This window comes from Paenibacillus sp. PvR098 (genome assembly GCF_017833255.1).
In the GTDB taxonomy this organism is placed as follows: domain Bacteria; phylum Bacillota; class Bacilli; order Paenibacillales; family NBRC-103111; genus Paenibacillus_G.
In genome coordinates, this window is the sequence record NZ_JAFIBU010000001.1 from 3,814,923 (window position 1) to 3,833,846 (window position 18,924).

21 protein-coding genes and 1 other annotated feature are annotated in these 18,924 nt (G+C 49.7%); of the genes, 14 read left to right on the forward strand and 7 right to left on the reverse strand.

What is annotated here, in order from left to right:
- Positions 1–53: 53 nt before the first annotated feature.
- From JOE45_RS18905 to JOE45_RS18920, 4 genes are all read left to right on the forward strand, one after another.
- The gene (locus JOE45_RS18905) at positions 54–284 is read left to right on the forward strand and encodes a hypothetical protein (RefSeq protein ID WP_210022864.1); all 231 of its coding nucleotides are present in this window, start codon (positions 54–56) and stop codon (positions 282–284) included.
- A gap of 113 nt (positions 285–397) precedes the next feature.
- Complete coding sequence (locus JOE45_RS18910) at positions 398–1,114, forward strand: AzlC family ABC transporter permease (protein ID WP_210022863.1); 717 nt, start codon at positions 398–400, stop codon at positions 1,112–1,114.
- Entirely contained in the window at positions 1,105–1,431 is a 327-nt protein-coding gene (locus tag JOE45_RS18915) for an AzlD domain-containing protein (RefSeq protein WP_210022862.1), read from the forward strand. The genes JOE45_RS18910 and JOE45_RS18915 overlap by 10 nt, the downstream gene beginning before the upstream one ends.
- 114 nt (positions 1,432–1,545) lie before the next feature.
- A complete protein-coding gene (locus tag JOE45_RS18920; RefSeq protein ID WP_210022861.1) occupies positions 1,546–3,315 on the forward strand; it encodes a B12-binding domain-containing radical SAM protein in 1,770 nt (589 codons plus the stop codon).
- A gap of 57 nt (positions 3,316–3,372) precedes the next feature.
- On the opposite strand, the gene JOE45_RS18925 is transcribed toward JOE45_RS18920, so the two are convergent.
- The 4 genes from JOE45_RS18925 to mnmL form a co-directional block, all read right to left on the reverse strand.
- Positions 3,373–4,338, reverse strand: a complete 966-nt coding sequence (locus tag JOE45_RS18925; RefSeq protein ID WP_210022860.1) for a type I phosphomannose isomerase catalytic subunit — start codon at positions 4,336–4,338, stop codon at positions 3,373–3,375.
- Between the two features lie 95 nt (positions 4,339–4,433).
- On the reverse strand, positions 4,434–5,006 hold the full coding sequence (gene mnmM, locus JOE45_RS18930) for a tRNA 5-(aminomethyl)-2-thiouridylate-methyltransferase MnmM (protein ID WP_210022859.1): 573 nt from the start codon (positions 5,004–5,006) through the stop codon (positions 4,434–4,436).
- Positions 5,007–5,126: 120 nt separating this feature from the next.
- A complete protein-coding gene (locus JOE45_RS18935; RefSeq protein WP_210022858.1) occupies positions 5,127–5,711 on the reverse strand; it encodes a hypothetical protein in 585 nt (194 codons plus the stop codon).
- A gap of 54 nt (positions 5,712–5,765) precedes the next feature.
- Positions 5,766–6,743, reverse strand: coding sequence for a tRNA modification radical SAM protein MnmL/YtqA (mnmL, locus tag JOE45_RS18940; protein ID WP_210022857.1), 978 nt, complete (start codon positions 6,741–6,743; stop codon positions 5,766–5,768).
- A 190-nt stretch (positions 6,744–6,933) separates the two neighbouring features.
- Between mnmL and JOE45_RS23640 the strand changes: the two genes are divergently transcribed.
- The 3 genes from JOE45_RS23640 (at position 6,934) to trmB (ending at position 8,573) form a co-directional block, all read left to right on the forward strand.
- The gene (locus JOE45_RS23640) at positions 6,934–7,455 is read left to right on the forward strand and encodes a WGxxGxxG-CTERM domain-containing protein (protein ID WP_245247072.1); all 522 of its coding nucleotides are present in this window, start codon (positions 6,934–6,936) and stop codon (positions 7,453–7,455) included.
- 34 nt (positions 7,456–7,489) lie between these two features.
- Positions 7,490–7,693 (forward strand): hypothetical protein, encoded by a 204-nt coding sequence (locus tag JOE45_RS18950; protein ID WP_210022856.1) that lies wholly within the window; start codon positions 7,490–7,492, stop codon positions 7,691–7,693.
- 163 nt (positions 7,694–7,856) lie between these two features.
- Positions 7,857–8,573, forward strand: coding sequence for a tRNA (guanosine(46)-N7)-methyltransferase TrmB (gene trmB / locus JOE45_RS18955; RefSeq protein ID WP_210022855.1), 717 nt, complete (start codon positions 7,857–7,859; stop codon positions 8,571–8,573).
- 104 nt (positions 8,574–8,677) lie between these two features.
- Here trmB and JOE45_RS18960 read toward each other — a convergent pair whose 3' ends face one another.
- Together JOE45_RS18960 and JOE45_RS18965 are read right to left on the reverse strand one after the other, a co-directional pair.
- Positions 8,678–9,796: an MGDG synthase family glycosyltransferase gene (locus JOE45_RS18960; RefSeq protein WP_210022854.1), complete on the reverse strand. Its 1,119-nt coding sequence runs from the start codon at positions 9,794–9,796 to the stop codon at positions 8,678–8,680.
- A 57-nt stretch (positions 9,797–9,853) separates the two neighbouring features.
- A complete protein-coding gene (locus JOE45_RS18965) occupies positions 9,854–10,381 on the reverse strand; it encodes a phosphatase PAP2 family protein (RefSeq protein WP_210022853.1) in 528 nt (175 codons plus the stop codon).
- Positions 10,382–11,199: 818 nt separating this feature from the next.
- On the opposite strand from JOE45_RS18965, the gene JOE45_RS18970 reads away from it, so the two are divergent.
- The 4 genes from JOE45_RS18970 (at position 11,200) to rplT (ending at position 13,824) form a co-directional block, all read left to right on the forward strand.
- Entirely contained in the window at positions 11,200–12,435 is a 1,236-nt protein-coding gene (locus JOE45_RS18970; RefSeq protein ID WP_210022852.1) for a glycosyltransferase family 2 protein, read from the forward strand.
- Between the two features lie 64 nt (positions 12,436–12,499).
- Positions 12,500–12,657, forward strand: a sequence feature (ribosomal protein L20 leader region).
- A 39-nt stretch (positions 12,658–12,696) separates the two neighbouring features.
- The gene (infC, locus tag JOE45_RS18975) at positions 12,697–13,197 is read left to right on the forward strand and encodes a translation initiation factor IF-3 (RefSeq protein ID WP_210023572.1); all 501 of its coding nucleotides are present in this window, start codon (positions 12,697–12,699) and stop codon (positions 13,195–13,197) included.
- A 26-nt stretch (positions 13,198–13,223) separates the two neighbouring features.
- Complete coding sequence (gene rpmI, locus JOE45_RS18980; RefSeq protein ID WP_210022851.1) at positions 13,224–13,424, forward strand: 50S ribosomal protein L35; 201 nt, start codon at positions 13,224–13,226, stop codon at positions 13,422–13,424.
- 40 nt (positions 13,425–13,464) lie between these two features.
- Positions 13,465–13,824: a 50S ribosomal protein L20 gene (gene rplT / locus JOE45_RS18985; protein WP_210022850.1), complete on the forward strand. Its 360-nt coding sequence runs from the start codon at positions 13,465–13,467 to the stop codon at positions 13,822–13,824.
- Positions 13,825–13,953: 129 nt separating this feature from the next.
- On the opposite strand, the gene JOE45_RS18990 is transcribed toward rplT, so the two are convergent.
- Positions 13,954–14,958: a globin-coupled sensor protein gene (locus tag JOE45_RS18990; RefSeq protein ID WP_210022849.1), complete on the reverse strand. Its 1,005-nt coding sequence runs from the start codon at positions 14,956–14,958 to the stop codon at positions 13,954–13,956.
- Between the two features lie 580 nt (positions 14,959–15,538).
- Between JOE45_RS18990 and ilvB the strand changes: the two genes are divergently transcribed.
- The 3 genes from ilvB to ilvC all read left to right on the forward strand — a co-directional run bounded on the left by ilvB (position 15,539) and on the right by ilvC (position 18,899).
- The gene (ilvB, locus tag JOE45_RS18995; protein ID WP_210022848.1) at positions 15,539–17,278 is read left to right on the forward strand and encodes a biosynthetic-type acetolactate synthase large subunit; all 1,740 of its coding nucleotides are present in this window, start codon (positions 15,539–15,541) and stop codon (positions 17,276–17,278) included.
- Positions 17,279–17,767: an acetolactate synthase small subunit gene (ilvN, locus tag JOE45_RS19000; protein ID WP_210022847.1), complete on the forward strand. Its 489-nt coding sequence runs from the start codon at positions 17,279–17,281 to the stop codon at positions 17,765–17,767. It abuts the gene before it with no gap.
- Between the two features lie 139 nt (positions 17,768–17,906).
- A complete protein-coding gene (gene ilvC / locus JOE45_RS19005) occupies positions 17,907–18,899 on the forward strand; it encodes a ketol-acid reductoisomerase (protein WP_210022846.1) in 993 nt (330 codons plus the stop codon).
- Positions 18,900–18,924 lie beyond the last annotated feature (25 nt).

Consider the following 18,924-nt stretch of genomic DNA (forward strand, 5'->3'; position numbering starts at 1 on the left):
TTGGCAAGGTAACATGAATGCAAGAACTTAAAAGCGAAAGGACGATGTTTAGCATGATCCTGTATCAAATGGCTAAAAGACTGGAAGAAAGAAACCGGCTCCAGCATACGATCAACAATCGGACTGAAGGCGATGTTACGGAGCTTATGACGCAGAAAGAGCAGGTTCAAGCTCAATTGACGACACAAGCCAACATATGGTCCGAAGACGGTCAGGACGAATTTATGCTGGCCGCGTTGAATCCGGATGCGGAATGGATGCAGCAGAACCCCTATATGCAGTAACAGCAAAATGGATCCTTATGGTTCCATTTTTTTTGTTTTCTGAGTAAAATTGCTTTGACGTGCCTGTTACTATAGTCGGCGCAAATTTTAGTAGGTCATAGGGGTTAGAGATTATGAGTACCAATACGTCTGTTTTAGAGGCAAAAGGAGATTTTCTTCAAGGGGTTAAAGATTGTATTCCTACGTTACTGGGGTATTTAAGCATTGGCTTTGCTGCAGGCATTATTGGAAAGACGGCGGGTCTCAGTGCGGCTGAAATCGCTCTAATGTCCATCCTCTTATATGCCGGTTCGGCTCAATTTATTATGGCGGGGATGGTCGCCGCGGGCCATTCGGCTCCAGCCATTATTTTTACCGTATTCTTTGTTAACCTGCGTCATTTATTGCTTAGTGCGGCGTTATCGCCTTTTTTTCGCCATCTCTCACCGTTCAAAAACATGCTGATCGGGTCCCTGCTTACGGATGAAACCTTTGGTGTGGCGATGGGTCAGACATCGAACCGGGAAGCGATCAGTGAAAAATGGATGCACGGTCTTAATTTGGCGGCTTATGTGAACTGGATTATTGCCAATATGGCCGGGGCATTCTTGGGACAATGGATTGCTCAGCCGGAGCAATATGGCTTGGATTTTGCTCTGCCGGCTATGTTTATAGGGCTTCTGGTACTGCAGATGACAAGCCGCGGCCAATTTGTGGTAGATATGAGCGTTGCGGTATTCGCTGTTCTCGTGGTTATAGGAGTCGGATGGGTATCGTCGGGAAGTATTGGTATTATTGTAGCCACTATAGCAGGGGCTACCTTGGGGATGGTGATCGAACGATGGAAGTGAGATGGCATATTTTATTGGTCATTATTGGCGCATCGCTGGTTACGTTCCTTCCCAGAGTTATTCCCCTTATGGTGTTAAGCCGTATACCCTTGCCGGATTGGGCGCTGCAGTGGTTAAAGCATGTGCCGATAGCCGTCATGGCCGCTTTGGTTGGACAAGAGCTGTTCGTATCGGACGGAAAGCTCCTGCTGCTTAAGAATGTGGATCTGGCAGCCGGCTTGTTCACGTTTATCATTGCCATCAAGACCCGCAGCCTGTTATGGACGGTCCTTGCCGGTACCGCTTGTGCTATGGTGCTTCGTATGGTTTTTCATTAATGTACGGAACGGGGCCGTGCGCACCTGATTCTTTTGTGTTCCCCTCGTTTTCCGTGTAAAATAGGGGTACAAATCGAGTAAGGCCAATCGCAAACAAAGAAGGTTTAAACCCAAATGAAAAGCATTGTATTATCTACACTTAACGCCAAATATATTCATACCTCCCTGGCTCTTAGGTATTTGAAGGCTTACAGCCAAAATGACTTTCCCGATATTCGTATTGCCGAATATACGATCAAGGATCCCGCGATGAACATCGTATCGGATTTGTATCAGCGAAAGCCGGATGTGGTGGGATTCTCCTGCTATATATGGAACATCGAAGAGACGATCGTCGTGATCGGCATGCTCAAAAAAATTATGCCCGAGCTGGTCGTGGTGCTCGGCGGTCCGGAAGTGTCTTACGATACGGATTATTGGATGAACCGTCTCCCCGAGGTGGACTTTATCGTCATGGGTGAAGGGGAAGAGACCTTTCATCATCTGCTATCGGAGCTGCAGGGTGACCGCGCCTTCTACAGCGTGTTCGGCGTTGCTTACCGCAAGGAGGACCGCGTGATTATCAACCCGCCGCGTTCGAAGCTGGCGCTCGATGCCATTCCGTCGCCTCATCGTTTTGCGGAGGATATCCCGAGCCTTGCGAACCGTGTCGTTTATTTTGAAACGAGCCGGGGGTGTCCTTTTAGCTGCCAATTCTGTCTTTCTTCTATCGAAGTGGGCGTCCGGTATTATGATATGGAGCGGACGAAGAGCGATTTGCTGTATTTGATCGATTCCGGCGCGAAGCTGATCAAGTTCGTGGACCGGACCTTCAACATCAAGCGCGATTATGCGCTGGAGATTTTTGATTTTCTCATCCAAAATCACCGGGGCTGCGTGTTCCAATTCGAGATTACCGCCGACATCATGCGTCCGGAAGTGCTGGATTACTTGGCAGAGCAGGCACCGCCCGGGATATTCCGGTTTGAGATCGGCGTACAGTCAACGAATGATCTAACCAACACGCTTGTAAAAAGGCGGCAAAACTTTGCCAAGCTGACCCGTACGGTCAAGAAGGTCAAGGAAAGCGGCAAGATCGACCAGCATCTCGATTTGATCGCCGGCCTGCCGGAGGAGGACTACGGCTCCTTCCGCCGGACGTTTAACGATGTGTTCGAGCTGGGTCCCGAAGAGCTGCAGCTCGGGTTCCTGAAGATGCTGCGCGGCACGGGGATGCGCCACGATGCAGAGAAATACGGCTACATTTATATGGATCATGCACCTTATGAAATTCTTGGCAACAACATTCTCCCGTTCAGTGATCTGGTGAGGATCAAGAGAGTCGAGGATGTGCTCGAAAAATATTGGAATGCTCATCGCATGGATCATACGGTCAAGTATTTGATTAAGCATGAGTTTCCGTCGGCGTTTGATTTCTTCCAAGAGTTTGGAGATTATTGGGAAGGACGGGGCTGGCAGAAGATCGGCCATCAGCTGGAGGATTTGTTTACGCGGCTGCATGCTTTCTTACAGTATCGCGGGACGGCTGAGCTTGAGGTCATCGAAGGCTTCATGAAGCTCGATTATTTCCTCGGACATAAGTACAAGCCGCGCAAAATATGGTGGGACTTCACGCTGGACAAGTCCCGGCAATCGGAATTTATGCGCATGCTGGCAGACCGTCCGCAAGCCGTATCGGCCTCTTTCGCTCAGCTTGCGATCGGCGAGAAGGATTTGCATAAGCATGCGATGATCGAGATGCTTCCGTTCCGTCTAGACCATTACTTGGAAACGGGAGAGCTTGACCGTTCTGCGGAGCAGCTGCTGATAGTCCATTTCCCGCCGGCTGCGACCGCCCGTACGCAGTATTTTACTATGGATGTAGAGAAGTCCGCTGTCTTGTAATCGCTAGCGGAAAAAATAACACCACCTCCCGAGGCTCGAGAGGTGGTGTTATTTTATTTATGGCAAGTAGCTGCGAAGCACGGTTAGGCTGCCGGTAAGCGAGTAATCTCCGAGATTGGCCGGAAGCAGGTAGCATTCGCCCGGTTTAACGGGGAGCTCGCCGTCTGCCCAGCGGATGGAGCCTGTGCCGTCGCAAATGATATGGATGATGAAGCTGTCCGGTGTAGTTTGCAAGCCCCAATCACCATCGACCTGACCTTTTTCCGTTACGAAGAATGGGGAACGGGCTAGTGTCAACCATTGATTGACAGCGGGAAGCTCCGTCTTCATATAAGTAGCGCCCGAGCCTTCATAGGCGATGACGTTCAGGGAATCTTCGATATGCAGCTCTCTAGGCTTGCCGTCCAAGCCCAGACGATCGTAATCGTACAGACGATACGTGCTGTCGGAATTTTGTTGGATCTCTGCTACCAGAACGCCTGCGCCCAGTGCATGGACCGTCCCGGACGGAATATAGAAGGAATCGCCGGCCTCGACCGTAATTTCATTCAAGCAATCCATAATGCGGTTTTCTTCGATGGCCGTGGCAAGCTGTTCACGGTTTACGCCGTTCTTCAGGCCATAAATGATTTTAGCGCCCGGCTTGGCATCCAAGATATACCACATCTCGGTTTTCCCAAGTTCTCCTCGCGGAAGACGATCATAATGGTCATTAGGGTGCACCTGCACGGAAAGATCGTCCTGACAATCGAGCAGCTTAATCAGCAGCGGGAAGCGGCCGTTTATCTTGGAGAAACCTTTGCTGCCGAATAGAATCTTGCCGTATTGCTCGCGAATTTGATCCAGCCCCATACCGGCCAGTTCGCCGTTCACCACGGTGGTTGTCCCATGCAGATGATCTCCGATCATCCACCCTTCGCCGATGTGCCCCTCTGGAAGCTCAAGTCCGAACTGTTCCAGAGCGCGTCCACCCCATACTCTTTCTTTGAATTCCGGTTTGCATTGAAGCGGATATGGTTTCATGGGCTTCTCTACTCTCTATGATTTGTTTAACTAGAATTATATCAATCCGAGTATTCAATGGCTATAGGCAGGAGAGGAGGATAAAGGGTACTCATTCATCGTTTCTCGATCGCAATCAGATACGGAGGACGGTTAATTTGATTCATGAAACGATATTGCAGCACTTGAAATTGCCCCTGTGGAAGCTCAGCAGCCCACTGTTCGACAGCAGCGGCTTCTTCTTCACCGCCTGGATGGCCAGTGTACAGGACTGTCGTAATGATGCCTCCACGGCGGAGCAGCTTGGCGGCAGCTTCCAATGCCGTGATTGTTGTATGGGGCTGTGTGATCGTGTCGTGATTGGCCCCCGGCAGGTAGCCAAGGTTGAACATGATCGACGCCACAAGCCCATGCTGATGCTGAGGAATGACTCGCAGCAGCTCGGCATGGCTGCAGTGGTGCAGCTGAACACTCGTGTCTGGGTGCTCTTTGGCTACCCGCGCAGCCGTAAGATCTAATGCCTGCCGCTGGATATCGAAGGCATGGACGGTTCCTTGTGGTCCAACTAGACGGGCCAGGAAGGCGGTGTCGACTCCATTGCCTGCTGTGGCGTCAACAGCCGTATCACCGGCTCTCACGCGTTCTTCAATTAATTTGTGGGCAAAACTGAGAATCGAAACAAACCCCACTTTAGGTCAAACCTCCTTGTAGCGATAACATTCTCTATGGACTCTATTGGTGGCCGATCTGACGGTATCCGCAGCCGGTTCTTTGGCTTCGAAGGCAGGCACCAGGATGCCTGCCTTTTGTTAATTTGGAGCGTCTTTATCATCTTCTATACGAACCGGTTCACTTATGTTAGCCGGGGCCCATAAATCCCTCTCTACGTTTTCGACAGCTGGCTCGGCCGCATCATCGGGCTCGGACCTCACCGTCGGTGGAGCTACCGGCTCCGGCAGCATGGGTGCAGCTCTTTCGCCATCAGACATCGCAGGACCTGCTCCAACTGTGGGGGGATCCACGATGTTCATCACGGGGGCCTTTGGCTTCGATTCCGGCTCTTTCGGCGAAGCAGGTGTTCTGCCGCCCTCTTGCAGCACGGAGGATGCAGGGAGCTCTGGGACAGAAGGTGACTTTGGAGCCTTGGGAGCCGGTTTTGCTGCTTCTGGAGGGGCTTCTGTATCTCCTCTCACGCTGTCCGTGGGGGAGTCAACCGCCGCGGGAGCGTCAGGCTCCGCTTTCGGAGCAAGGGCTTCCGTGGAAGGTGTTGTATCGGTAGAAGAAGTTCCGGTCGGCGCGGGGGGATGCGCAGGGGGTTCATTCGCGCATCCAGCCGCTAGCAGCATCACAGCACCCAACGTTGAGTATAGGAGTTCCTTAGTACCCCGGAGCATATGTGAACCACTCCTTTCAAGAAATACATATTGTCTTTTATTTATTGACGTCATCTAGGCATGAACTGTTGCAGTCGCCAAGCTTTGCAGCCGCTTTTTGCCCTGCCAGGTATCACGGCGCCGAAGCTCCTCGTCGAAAGCATTGAGCACTTCCCATTTTTTGAGGCTCCACATCGGTCCGATGAGCAGATCGCGCGGCGCATCGCCCGTCAAGCGGTGCACAATCATTTCTGGGGGCAAAATTTCTAGCGTATCGACTACCAAACGGACATATTCATCCTTCTCCAGGAACCGCAGCAGTCCGGCTTCATACTGCTTGACCATCGGCGTCTTACGCATCAGGTGGAGCAGGTGGATTTTGATGCCTTGCACATCCATGTCGGCCACCGCGCGTCCTGTTTCCAGCATCATCTCATGAGTTTCCTGAGGAAGACCGTAAATAATGTGCGCACAAACGCGAATGCCCCGTGCCCGGAGCTTCGCGACCGCATCAAGATAGCACTGTGTATCGTGTGCGCGGTTAATGAGCTGCGATGTAGATTCATGGACCGTTTGCAGCCCCATTTCGACCCATAAGTAAGTCCGTTCGTTCAGCTCCGCCAAATAATCGATCACATCGTCCGGCAAGCAGTCCGGCCGCGTAGCGACGGACAAGCCGACAACACCCGGCTGCTGCAGGATCGCTTCATAATATTCTCTCAGCTCCTCTACGGGAGCATAAGTGTTTGTGTAAGCTTGAAAATAACCGATATATTGCGCCTCTGGCCATTTTTGATGCTGGAGATCGCGGATTTTGCAGAATTGTGTCACCAGGTCATCGCGGCGGCTCCCTGCAAAATCGCCCGAGCCTCGCGCGCTGCAGAAGGTACATCCGCCTGTCGCGATCGTGCCATCCCGGTTCGGACAGGTGAAGCCGGCATCCAGCATGACTTTAAACACCTTGGTTCCGAATTGCTCACGCATCTCGTAATTCCATGTATGAAAACGTTTATCGCCCCATAGGAGCGGCTCGATCGTTGGGCTATGATTCATGAGTGTACTCCCTTTCTAGTAAAGCTTACCTTTCTATTTTATCAAAATTGGGCTCAAAAGCGAATTGTTTCATATTGTTTCCTTTACAAAACACTCCTGTTCTGCTGAAGGATAAGAATGTTTCGCTCAGCTCATGCTATGTTTGCAAGGCGGCATAACAACTCAGCTTCAGAAGGGAGAATTACACATTATGAACAAGCTTGGTAAAACAGTTCTTGCTCTCGCGTTAACTGCTTCCTTGGGATTTAGCGGCCAAGCCTTCGCTAACGCCGCTTCAACCGGAACAGGAACGTCCTCCACTTACGGGACCAGCGCAAGCACCGCACCTGGCGGAATGACAACAACCGGAACCAGTACGACAACGAACACAGGTACCACCGGTATGCCGACAACAGGAACAGGTACGACAGGTACGACAGGTGCGGCAGGAACTACAGGTACGACAGGTGCGGGCAATTATACTCATCCCATCACCGGCACCCGCGCGAATAACTACAACGATAACATGTTGGACCGGATGAACACCAACACGAACGCTAATGATCGTACAGGCTACGGTTATGGCGGCAATTACCATACGGCCAATTACCGGACTAATGCAGCAACAACCGATAGAGATATGGATTGGGGCTGGTTAGGTCTGCTGGGCTTACTCGGGTTAGCCGGAATGCGCGGACGTAACCGGGATGAGGGCGAGACTCGTAACCGATAATTTCGGTCATTCATATGAAAGAGATGTATGCTCCATGAGCGACACTCATATTCCCAACGGAGAACGAAAAGTAACACTGACGCTCTCACTGAAGGAAGCCATGGCATTAGCGGCGGGGGTCCGCTTTCATCAGCAGCCGTCCATCGAGGCCGAAGCGAGAAGGAAAGTGCTTGCAACGCTGGAACGGGAGCTGCTTCCGGAAACCAATAAGCTTTATTATCATCAGCTTGAAGCTTAGCCGCTCTATGGCAATCAGCGCATGACCGGTTCAGACTGCGGAAGCGCGGGTATGAACCGGTCTTTTCATTCCCGTCGTTTCAGAGTATAATCGTTCAAAGACATAAGGCAGGCTTGCGATAAGCTGCCTGAAGCGAAAATGCAAGCAGTTGGAGGACGGTACGATGCGTTTAAGAGGACGTAAGGGAATCAGGGAAGCGATTGAAGCACAGCCGGAGCTGGTGGTGCTGAATCCGGAGCCGTACAAAGGAAAATGGGCTGAGGTTTTTGGCAATGACAGGCCGATTCATGTGGAGCTTGGCATGGGGAAGGGGCGTTTTATCAGTCAGCTCAGCGCTTTAAACCCGCAGATCAATTACATAGGTGTAGATATGTATGATGAGCTGATTCGCCGCGGAAGCGAGAAGGCCCGGGAATCCCGTGAAGAGCACGGAGGGGATTTGTCCAACCTTCGATTGGTGCGGTTTAACATAGAATATATCGAAAACATGTTCGAAGCTGGAGAGATCGAGCGTATTTATCTGAATTTTAGCGATCCCTGGCCCAAAAAAAAGCATGCTCGCAGAAGGTTAACCCACGCAAATTTTGTAAATAAATACGGAAGCCTGTTGAATAAGCGGGGGGAAATTCATTTTAAAACAGATTCCCGCTCTCTGTTCGAATTCTCGCTGAATTCGTTCGCTGATTTGGGGCTTCGGATGCGCAATATCTCATTGGACCTACATGCGGAAGGGCCTCGCACAGACCTTGTCATGACGGAATATGAGACTAAATTTTATGAGAAGGGCATGCCCATACACCGGCTCGAGGTCGTTATAGGGGAAGAGTCGCTTTCGGAGCATCTTCGGCAGCTTGAGGTCAGCACGGAAGAGCAAGAGTAGCTTAATAAGGGTAGTCTACATGCATTAGCAGCTTTATAATAAATAACAACCTGGAGGGCGCTTGCCTCCAGGTTGTTTGTCATCCGTTTTTTAGACAGCCTGTCTTATTTTTGTAAAATATCTATAATGGCACGAGAGCAATCGGTCGGATCATAGGTATTTCTCTTTCGTGTCATGCATCTCCGGCGCTTCTCCAAATCCGGGTAATGGTCAACGAGCAGTCTGAACCACTGGTCAACCGTTTCTACCGATTTGATGGGCTCTCCGAACCCATGCTCGGTAAAGTATTGCAAATTTTCTTCCTCTTGTCCCGGAATAGGTTTATAGAACAGCATAGGGATGCCCTTCGCCAGCCCCTCCGTACAGGTCATTCCTCCGGGCTTGGTGATCAACAGATCGGATACTTCCATCCATTTATCGATTTCTTTCGTAAAGCCAAGCAGCCGAATGTTAGGATGCTGGAACCGCTCGTCTTCCTGCAGCTCGGTAAGAGCCCTCGTATTACTACCGAGGCAGACAACCAGCTGAATCCTGTCCCGCCACCGGATCAAATCCGTTAAGAAATCCTCATTCCTCACAAGACCCCAGCCCCCGCCCATAACCAGCACGGTCGGCAGCCGATTCAGTCCGAAGCGCGAGCGCAGTTCCTCGAGGTTATGCTGCTCCCAGAAGTTCGGATGAATCGGGATCCCCGTTACTTGAATGCGATCAGACGGTATGCCGCGTCCTAGCAGCTTTTGCTTTACATCAGGGGTCGAGACCAGGTATGTGGTGACTTCCTTACTGACCCAAGTTCCATGGGCATCATAATCGGTAATGACGGTGCACAGCGGAACGTTCAGGCCGAACCGCTTCAGCCTGGAAATGACGACATTCGGGAATGGGTGGGTGCATACGATCGTATCCGGCTGCAGCTGGTTGATGACTTCCGCGGCATGCGCATAAAAGATCCGGTGGAGAGCAAGCTGCGAGAGACGGTTCAGCGATTTTTTATATTGCGATTTATACATGAGACCGTAAAGCTTCGGTTGGTTTGATACGGTTTTGCGGTAGGCATTCAAAATCCATGGAGCCAGCGTCGGATGCAGAAACGTGCCCAGCTCGAGAACATGTGTCTGGATGTCGGGAGAGAGCATGCGAAGGCTGTCGGATAGGGCGTAGGCGGCCTGCGTATGGCCTGCTCCGAAGCCTTCGGATAATAATAAGACCCTCTTATTACGCATTGCGGTTCACCATACCCTTGTATCAGTTGAATGTATATCGAATTAACACTACTGCTTTTATCCAAAAAAAGCAACGGTCGTCAAGGCCGTCATCGTCCCGATCAGCGAGCCGGCTAGAACGTCGGAGGGGTAGTGCAGTCCCAAATAAATACGCGACATGCCGACCAGTGAGGCTAATGGAATCAAAATCGCCGCAAGCCAAGGAGTAATGAACATCAGCGGGACAGTTACCGAGAAAATGGCTGTCGTATGCCCGGAAGGGAACGAATGGTCCCTAAGTGGGTTTTTGCATGTATTGGTACCTTCAAGTACAAGATAAGGACGCAGACGCGGATATTTCTTCTTTATTATAGCGACAGGCACATGACTAAGTCCCAGTGCGATACAGCTCACTATCCCGGCGGACTTCCATACCCCTTCGGCGAACAGGGCAATGCAAAGTGCCGTGGCAATCGATGCCGTAGCGCCCCCCAGATGAGTGATGATGTTAAAAAAGAAATCCAGCACTTGATGCCGAATCCGCTGGTTGACAAAACAAAACATTCGGTTTTCATGATGCTGAAGCCATGTGATAATCCGGCTCATGTTATCACCATACCTCCCTACAGTGGGGTAAGCTTTAGATAAGCTCATGTATTATTATAAAACACAATTGTTAATGGAGTATCAACGCTATATTAAAGAATCTTCCATTGACGAGGGTCTAACCGTCACCGTATGATATGAAACGGCAGGTTTGAAGGGTTCCTCTAACATAAATTATGAACGATGTGTGAGGCTTTGTCCAACATGAGAGTAGGCAAGTTTTTGGACAGGACCATGGGTCTTGATTTACAAAATATACGGGGGTTATAGGAGTTTGGTTCTATCTAATTAGAAGCAGCAACTTTTTCGCAAACAAGTTCGTCTGTATGATATTGGAAAATTGCTGCCTAAATGTACTCTTCAAGCAAAGTCAAAACTTATACAATGATGCTATTTATTCCAGGTAGCCATTTAGTTTGTGCAAGCTTGGGTTTCGATTTTTGTGCAATGGTTTAAACATGTAATGAGCAGTAGTGTATCGGCTAAGATGGCGAAGAACAAGCAGTTGGGATTGCGAAATCATCGCCTCTGTAAATTTAGACAAGAAAGTTTTTCCAAGCGGTACTTATAAAATAAATGAAAAACGATGAAAATAAGACGTAAAAAGATGGATAGCAAAGAGTCTGACCGAAACTGCTGCTGTTTTTCCCGAAAATGATAAAGAACTGACTTAATCAAGCGATGTGGAGCTTTTGACAAATCATAGCAAAGAGAGGAAAATCATATTCGGCGACCCTCCCAATTGGAGTGGCATTATCGAATCCGTTTTTTAAAAGAGAAAAAAATAGGGGTACATACAAAAAAAAGGGGGATGTATCATGCTGGACAGTATTTTGTTAGGCCTTCAGTTTACGCTGATCGTAGTCGGGGCTTATCAACTGGGTCTGACGTTTTTTGGCTGGTATCGCCGTAAGAACAAAGCACAGCACGCACCGCAAAAAACTTTTGCCGTCCTGGTGGCGGCGCATAACGAGGAACAAGTCGTCGGGGCGTTGATTGAGAATTTGAAAAATTTGGATTATCCGAAAGAGTTGTACGATATATTCGTGATTGCCGACAACTGTACCGATAACACGGCGCAAATTGCCCGCGATATGGGAGTATATGCCTGCGAACGCCATAATCCGAACCTGAGAGGCAAAGGGTACGCGATTGAGTGGATGCTCAAGGAGCTTTGGAAGATGCCTCGCGAATACGACGCGGTGGTCATGTTCGATGCCGATAACCTGTCAAGCTCGGATTATCTAAGACACATGAATAACGACTTGTGCGAAGGCGCCAAAGTCATTCAGGCTTATCTGGATACCAAAAATCCTAACGATTCCTGGATTACCGCTTCGTATGCCATTTCTTATTTTTTCAGCAACCGATTCTGGCAGCTGCCTCGTACCAATTTGAAGTTGGCCAACTTTCTAGGCGGAACAGGCATGTGCTTTGAAACGGGGCTGCTCAAGCAGATCGGCTGGGGTGCGACAAGTCTTGTTGAGGACTTGGAATTCTCCATGCGATGCGTCAAATTAGGCGTGAAGCCCACCTTTAATCAGGATGCGAAGGTATACGACGAGAAGCCTCTTACGTTTAGAGCTTCGGCGAAGCAAAGGCTGCGTTGGATGCAAGGACATTTTGACGTTTGCCGCCGTTACTTTTTCGTATTGCTTTGGCAGGGGATTAAAGAACGCAGCTGGACGAAAATTGATGCCGCGATTTACTCGGCCAATGTATATAATTTTTTCTTGGGTTCGATTGTAACGATGGCAGTTTGGTTCGACAATGTCATACTTGGTGGAGCACAGCTTACTAAGCTGTACGAAATGTCTCCTATCTTGTTTAACGTGGTTACGATCTCGATCTATGTATTGCTTCCGATCTCCATGATCATGGATAAGGCATCTCTGAAAACATATAAGTATTTGATCCTGTATCCTATTTTTATGTTTTCTTGGTGGCCGATCACGATTTATGCGTTCTTCACGCAAAACAATAAGCAGTGGAGCCATACGGAGCATACCCGCGTGATTCGTCTCGAGGATATGCACAGCAAACAGGCTAGTTAAATTACTTTGAGAAAATCGACATACTCCGTTGACTTCCATAAACGGAGTGTGGTATAGTATTTGAGTGCGAAAGAAGAAGCGCCCGCTTCTCACCTGTCCGACGTAGGTTGGCTGGTTATGAATGAGAGTGACCTTACTTGAATATCTGATGTTTTATCGGATAGATCAATCACTTGAAACAAACCGCGTGGGCGTTTTTATCGCCCACGTATTTTTTTTTAATAAACCCTTTGGAGGTGGCAGGTTATCAGTACAGAACACATCATCAATGATGAAATTCGTGCAAGAGAAGTTCGTTTGATTGGCGCAGATGGAGAGCAGCTCGGCATCAAGCCGTTCCGGGAAGCGATGCAGATTGCACTGGATCAGAACTTGGACTTGGTTAACGTGGCTCCAACGGCGAAACCGCCGGTCTGTCGGATCATGGATTACGGTAAATACCGCTATGAGATGCAGAAGAAAGAGAAGGAAGCCCGTAAGAACCAGAAGATCGTTGAGCTTAAAGAAGTTCGTTTGAGTGCGACGATTGACGAGCACGACTTCCAAACGAAGCTTCGCAATGTAACGAAATTTCTGAACGACGGCGATAAAGTAAAGCTGTCGGTACGCTTCCGCGGCCGGGAGATCGCTCACGCCCAAATCGGACAGCGCGTTCTGGAACGGATGGCTGCCGAGGTAGAAGAGTTATGCGTCATTGAACGCAGGCCGAAGCTGGAAGGTCGGAGCATGATCATGATCTTGGCCCCGAAACAACAGCAATAATTTTATTTTTAAGGAGGAACCCCCCCATGCCAAAAATGAAAACACACAGCAGCCTGAAAGGCCGTTTCAAAATTACAGGTACAGGTAAAGTGAAACGTTATAAATCAGGTAAGAACCACCTGCTGTCCGGTAAATCCGCTCGTCAGAAGCGCGTTCTGGGCACGAACCCGGTTATGGCTCCAGGCGATGTAAAACGCCTGAAACAACAGCTCGGCAACATCAAGTAATTTCGTTTGTATACTTAACAATCCTTGGAGGTAGATCATCATGGCAAGAGTGAAAGGCGGATTCATCCGCACTCGTCGTCGCAAGAAAATTTTGAAGCTTGCTAAAGGTTACTTCGGTTCCAAACATAGATTATTTAAAACAGCTAAAGAGCAAGTTATGAAATCCTTGGTGTACGCATACCGTGACCGCCGTCAGAACAAGCGTGTTTTCCGCAAACTGTGGATTACGCGGATCAACGCGGCAGCTCGTCAAAACGGTTTGTCCTACAGCAAGCTAATGCACGGCCTGAAGCTGTCTGGTGTAGAAGTGAACCGCAAGATGCTCGCGGAGCTTGCTGTTAACGACATCAATGCGTTTAACTCCTTAGCCGAAACTGCGAAGCAAAAAGTTAACGCGTAATTCATCGGATCAACATAACAGCACCTCCTGCAAAAGATGCGTTCTAACGTATCTTCTACAGGAGGTGCTTTTTGGTATGGTTTTCATCTATTTAATATGAAAGAAACGATTCGCGGTCCCTGGATGATGTTAAGTGGATTGTAATTGATCAAGATCGGCCGTTACTTTCTCGATCATCTGAACGAACGAGGATAATTCTTCAGCGCTGGCTGCCTGCGTCTGGGCCTGGGTGGTAGTTTGCTTCGACTCATGTTCTACTTCTTTAAGCAGTCGTGAGATCGTCCCCAGCTTCGCCTGTATTTGTCCAAGGGCTCCCTTGGAGCCGCTTGCTAATTTGCGAACTTCGTTTGCGACTACCTCAAAACCGCGTCCATGTTCACCTGCTCTAGCCGCTTCGATCGCCGCGTTGAGACCGAGTAAGTGAGTTTGATCGGAGATCTCTTGTATGAGTGATCCCATAGTTTGAATTTGCTTTACTTCTGTAGTGAGCTCCTGCACCATGTCATGGGACTTCTCCTGCGATTCTGCTGAACGAATAGCCGAGTTTGCGACCGACTGGCTGCTTCTGCTCAGCTCCACCATCATCGAAACCAGCTCCTGCACGGCCGAGCTGATCCCCTGCAGCAAACGCCCTTGTTCATCCACTAGCCCTTGAATTTTTTGCTTTTCATGATATTCATAGGCTTCTAGTACAAGCTGAGAGTCCAGGTTGAACATTTTGGTGAGTGCATTGATTACCGGCAGCCATCCATCCGGTAAAATACGTTTGAAGTGGCTTGTTGCCAAATCAAGATACAGCATATACGTTCCCAGGTACCATTGCGTCGTCAAGCCGATCCGCGAGTGCACCTGGCCTATAAAAATCCTTCTTTCTATAAATGCATCATCTATTGTACCTGAGGTTAGCGAAAGGAAATACCATCGCTGGGATTCCTTTAATCGATCAATCGTACTGTGGGTTTCAATGATTCGCCTAAGTTCCGGACGCTGCATAATCCGTTCATAAAGCTCGTCAACTAATGCATAAACTACATCTTTGAAGGCTTTTTCTCTGCTATGCAAGAGCTGTAAATCATCATTTGTGATGCCAATGTAATCCAGCTGCTGCTTGCGTACCTCTGATAGATTATTCATGATGATCCCCTCTACATAATGTGATATATTAGAATAGGATTCGATATCCGAATCTAATTTCCTTCCACTAAAATATGAAAAAAATGATCAGCTCGCACGATGGCGTTACAGCCCCATATCAAGTCATCTCGCTTAGATGGAGCGGGACCCTCATTTCCGCTTGACTAAAGCAAAGGTTCGGCATATAATAAACAAAAAGTACAACAGAGTTATCGGCTATGAAGAGGACGAAGTTATAAGGGCTCTTATGTTCAGAGAGCGGCGGAGATGCTGAGACCAATGCCATTAATCCCTTATGTACGAGCTCACCTCGGAGCTGTTTTCCTGAAAAGCGCGGCGCCTTTAAAGCGTCATGGGTACTAGGGAGAATCGGAGTGGCACACGTTACCGTGCCGAGGGTAAGCGACGCGCCTGCTAGCGGCGTGCATTACCTGCTAAGGTTATTTGCTGTGAGGCATTTGACAAATCTGGGTGGTACCACGGAAGATCAACCCCTTTCGTCCCGTCAGACGCTATTGTTGCGTTTGGGGCGAGAGGGGTTTTTTAGTTGTTGTCGGACTTTTTGAGAGGAGGGCTATACATGATCGTTCAAACCAAACAAAAGTCGAAGGAGCAGCTGCACGAAGAGCTGCTGAAGCCAGATACCATTACAGGATCGGAGATGCTGCTGCGCAGCTTGCTGCTGGAGGACGTGGATTGCGTCTTTGGCTATCCGGGTGGAGCGGTTTTATATATTTACGATGCGATGCACGGCAATTCGGATTTCAACCATTTGCTGACGCGTCATGAACAGGGTGCGATTCACGCGGCAGACGGCTATGCCCGTTCAACCGGGAAGGTAGGCGTATGTATCGCTACTTCCGGGCCGGGAGCGACGAATCTTGTCACCGGTATTGCTACAGCATACATGGACTCGGTTCCGCTTGTTGTCATCACAGGCAACGTAGCGACGACAGTGATCGGTACGGATGCCTTCCAAGAAGCGGATATTACCGGCATCACGATGCCGATCACGAAGCACAGCTATTTGGTGCGCGATGTGAAGGATTTGCCTCGTATTATTAAAGAAGCGTTCCATATTGCTTCGACCGGCCGTAAAGGACCGGTGCTGATCGACATTCCGAAGGATGTATCGAACGACACGGCGGCGTTCTATTATCCGGAAAATGTGGAGATCCGCGGGTACCACCCGACATTGCATCCTAACAAGCTTCAGGTGGACCGCATGCTGGAGGCGATTGCAGAAAGTGAGCGCCCCGTCATTATCGCCGGCGGCGGTATCGTCTACGCCGATGCGTCCAAAGAACTGATTGAGTTCGTGGAAAAAACCCGTATTCCCGTTACCACTACCCTGCTTGGCTTGGGGGGCTTCCCAAGTGCGCATGACCTTTGGCTTGGGATGCCGGGGATGCACGGGACGTACGCAGCCAATCATGCGCTGCAGAATTGCGATCTGCTGATCGGCATTGGCGCAAGGTTTGATGACCGCGTGACGATGAAGGTGAACGGCTTTGCTCCTAAAGCAAAGAAAATCGTCCACATTGACGTCGATCCGGCGGAAATAGGCAAAATCGTTGAAACGGCGATTCCGGTTGTTGGAGACGTGAAAACGGTGCTCCAGCTGGCTAACCTGAAAGCGAAACCGTCCAAATCGGAACAGTGGATCGGGTGGAATCAAGAAAACAAGAAGAACTTCCCGCTGAGCTATCAAGATTCGGATACGGAGCTGAAGCCGCAGTATGTGATCGAAATGATCAATGATACGACCAAGGGCGAAGCGATTGTGACGACCGATGTAGGGCAGCACCAAATGTGGACGGCACAGTACTACAAGTTCAATCATCCGCGTTCTTGGATCACTTCCGGAGGTCTGGGAACAATGGGCTTTGGCTTCCCTTCGGCGATCGGTGCGCAGGTGGCTCATCCGGATCGGCTGGTCGTTTCCATCAACGGCGATGGCGGCATGCAAATGTGCTCGCAGGAGTTAGCGATTTGCGCGATTAACAAGATCCCGGTCAAGATTGTCGTTATCAACAATCAGGTGTTGGGTATGGTTCGCCAGTGGCAGGAGCTTATCTACGATAATCGTTACAGTCATATCGATCTTGCCGGCAGCCCGGACTTTGTGAAATTGGCCGAAGCTTACGGCGTGAAGGGTCTTAGAGCTTCGAATAAAGAAGATGCCCGCCGTGTATGGCAGGAAGCGCTGGACACCCCGGGTCCGGTGCTCGTCGAATTTGTCGTGCGCAAAGAGGAGAACGTGTTTCCGATGGTAACGCAGGGCTCGACGATAGACCAAATGATAATGGGGGATTCGTAAATGACTCGCAAACACACCATATCCGTTCTAGTGAATAATCAGCCCGGTGTGCTGCAGCGTGTATCTGGTCTGTTCGGCCGCCGGGGCTTCAATATCGAGAGCATCACTGTCGGCGAGTCCGAGGAAAAGGGCCTGTCTCGAATGATTATCGTTACTACTGGTGATGATAATACGCTGGAGCAAGTATCGAAACAGCTTTACAAGCTGGTCGATGTCATCAAAGTCGTCGATCTGAGTTCGAATCCCATGGTTGCGCGTGAGCTCGCCTTGATCAAGGTCAATGCGGAGCCTGGCATCCGTCCTGAGATTCTCGGCGTGGTTGAGACATTCCGTGCAGCCATCGTTGACATCGGTCCGAACACGCTGGTCGTGCAGGTGGTTGGCGATTCAGAGAAAATCGACGCGATGACCGAGCTGCTGAAGCCTTACGGCATTAAGGAGCTGTCCCGGACAGGCGTAACGGCGATGATTCGAGGCATGGTGAAATAACCGTTTGAAGATATTCAAGTAATCGTAGTACAATGTTCTGTGAGCGGGGGCTCAAGCGGATGACAATAGCAGGAAGGTCAATGTGGTCCGCTTCAGCACCCGCTCACAGGGTTTTATATTAAAGGAGGAGCTATTATCCATGGCTGTAACAATGTATTATGAAAAAGATGCTGATTTAAACGTATTAAAGGGTAAAACAATCGCCATTATCGGCTACGGAAGCCAAGGCCACGCGCAAGCGCAAAACCTGCGTGACAGCGGTCTTAAAGTTATTATCGGTCTTCGTCAAGGTCGTTCCTTCGACCAGGCGAAAAACGACGGCTTCGAAGTATTCTCCGTTGCGGAAGCGACCAAGCTTGCAGACGTGGTTCAAATCCTGATGCCGGATGAAACTCAAGCGAGCGTTTACAAGAATGAAATCGAACCGAACCTGAAGCAAGGAGCAACAATCTTGTTCTCCCACGGCTTTAACGTTCATTTCGGTCAGATCAATCCGTCTGCGGACAAAGACGTTCTGCTTGTAGCACCAAAATCCCCGGGTCACATGGTACGCCGTGTATACGTGGAAGGCTTCGGTGTTCCTGGTCTGATCGCAGTGCACCAGAATGCTACAGGTCAAGCTCAAGCTATCGGCTTGGCTTATGCTAAAGGTATCGGTTGTACACGTGCAGGCGTGATTGAAACCTCTTTCCGTGAAGAAACGGAAACTGACCTGTTCGGTGAGCAAGCTGTTCTTTGCGGCGGCGCATCTGAGCTGGTTAAAGCCGGATTTGAAACGCTGGTAGAAGCTGGGTATGCTCCTGAGATGGCTTACTTCGAGTGCTTGCACGAGCTGAAGTTGATCGTGGATCTGATGTACGAAGGTGGTCTGGCTGGTATGAGACATTCCATCTCCAACACAGCAGAGTACGGTGACTATGTAACCGGACCTCGCATCATCACTGACGAGACGAAGCAAGAAATGAAGCGCGTTCTTTCCGATATCCAACAAGGCAAGTTTGCTCGCGACTTTATTCTCGAGAACCAATCCGGTCGTGCGTTCCTCACGGCTACTCGCCGTCTGGAATCCGAGCATCCGCTGGAGCAAGTCGGTTCCCAACTGCGTGAACTGATGCACTGGATTAAGAAGTAATTAACAAACAACGAATGTTGAGCGG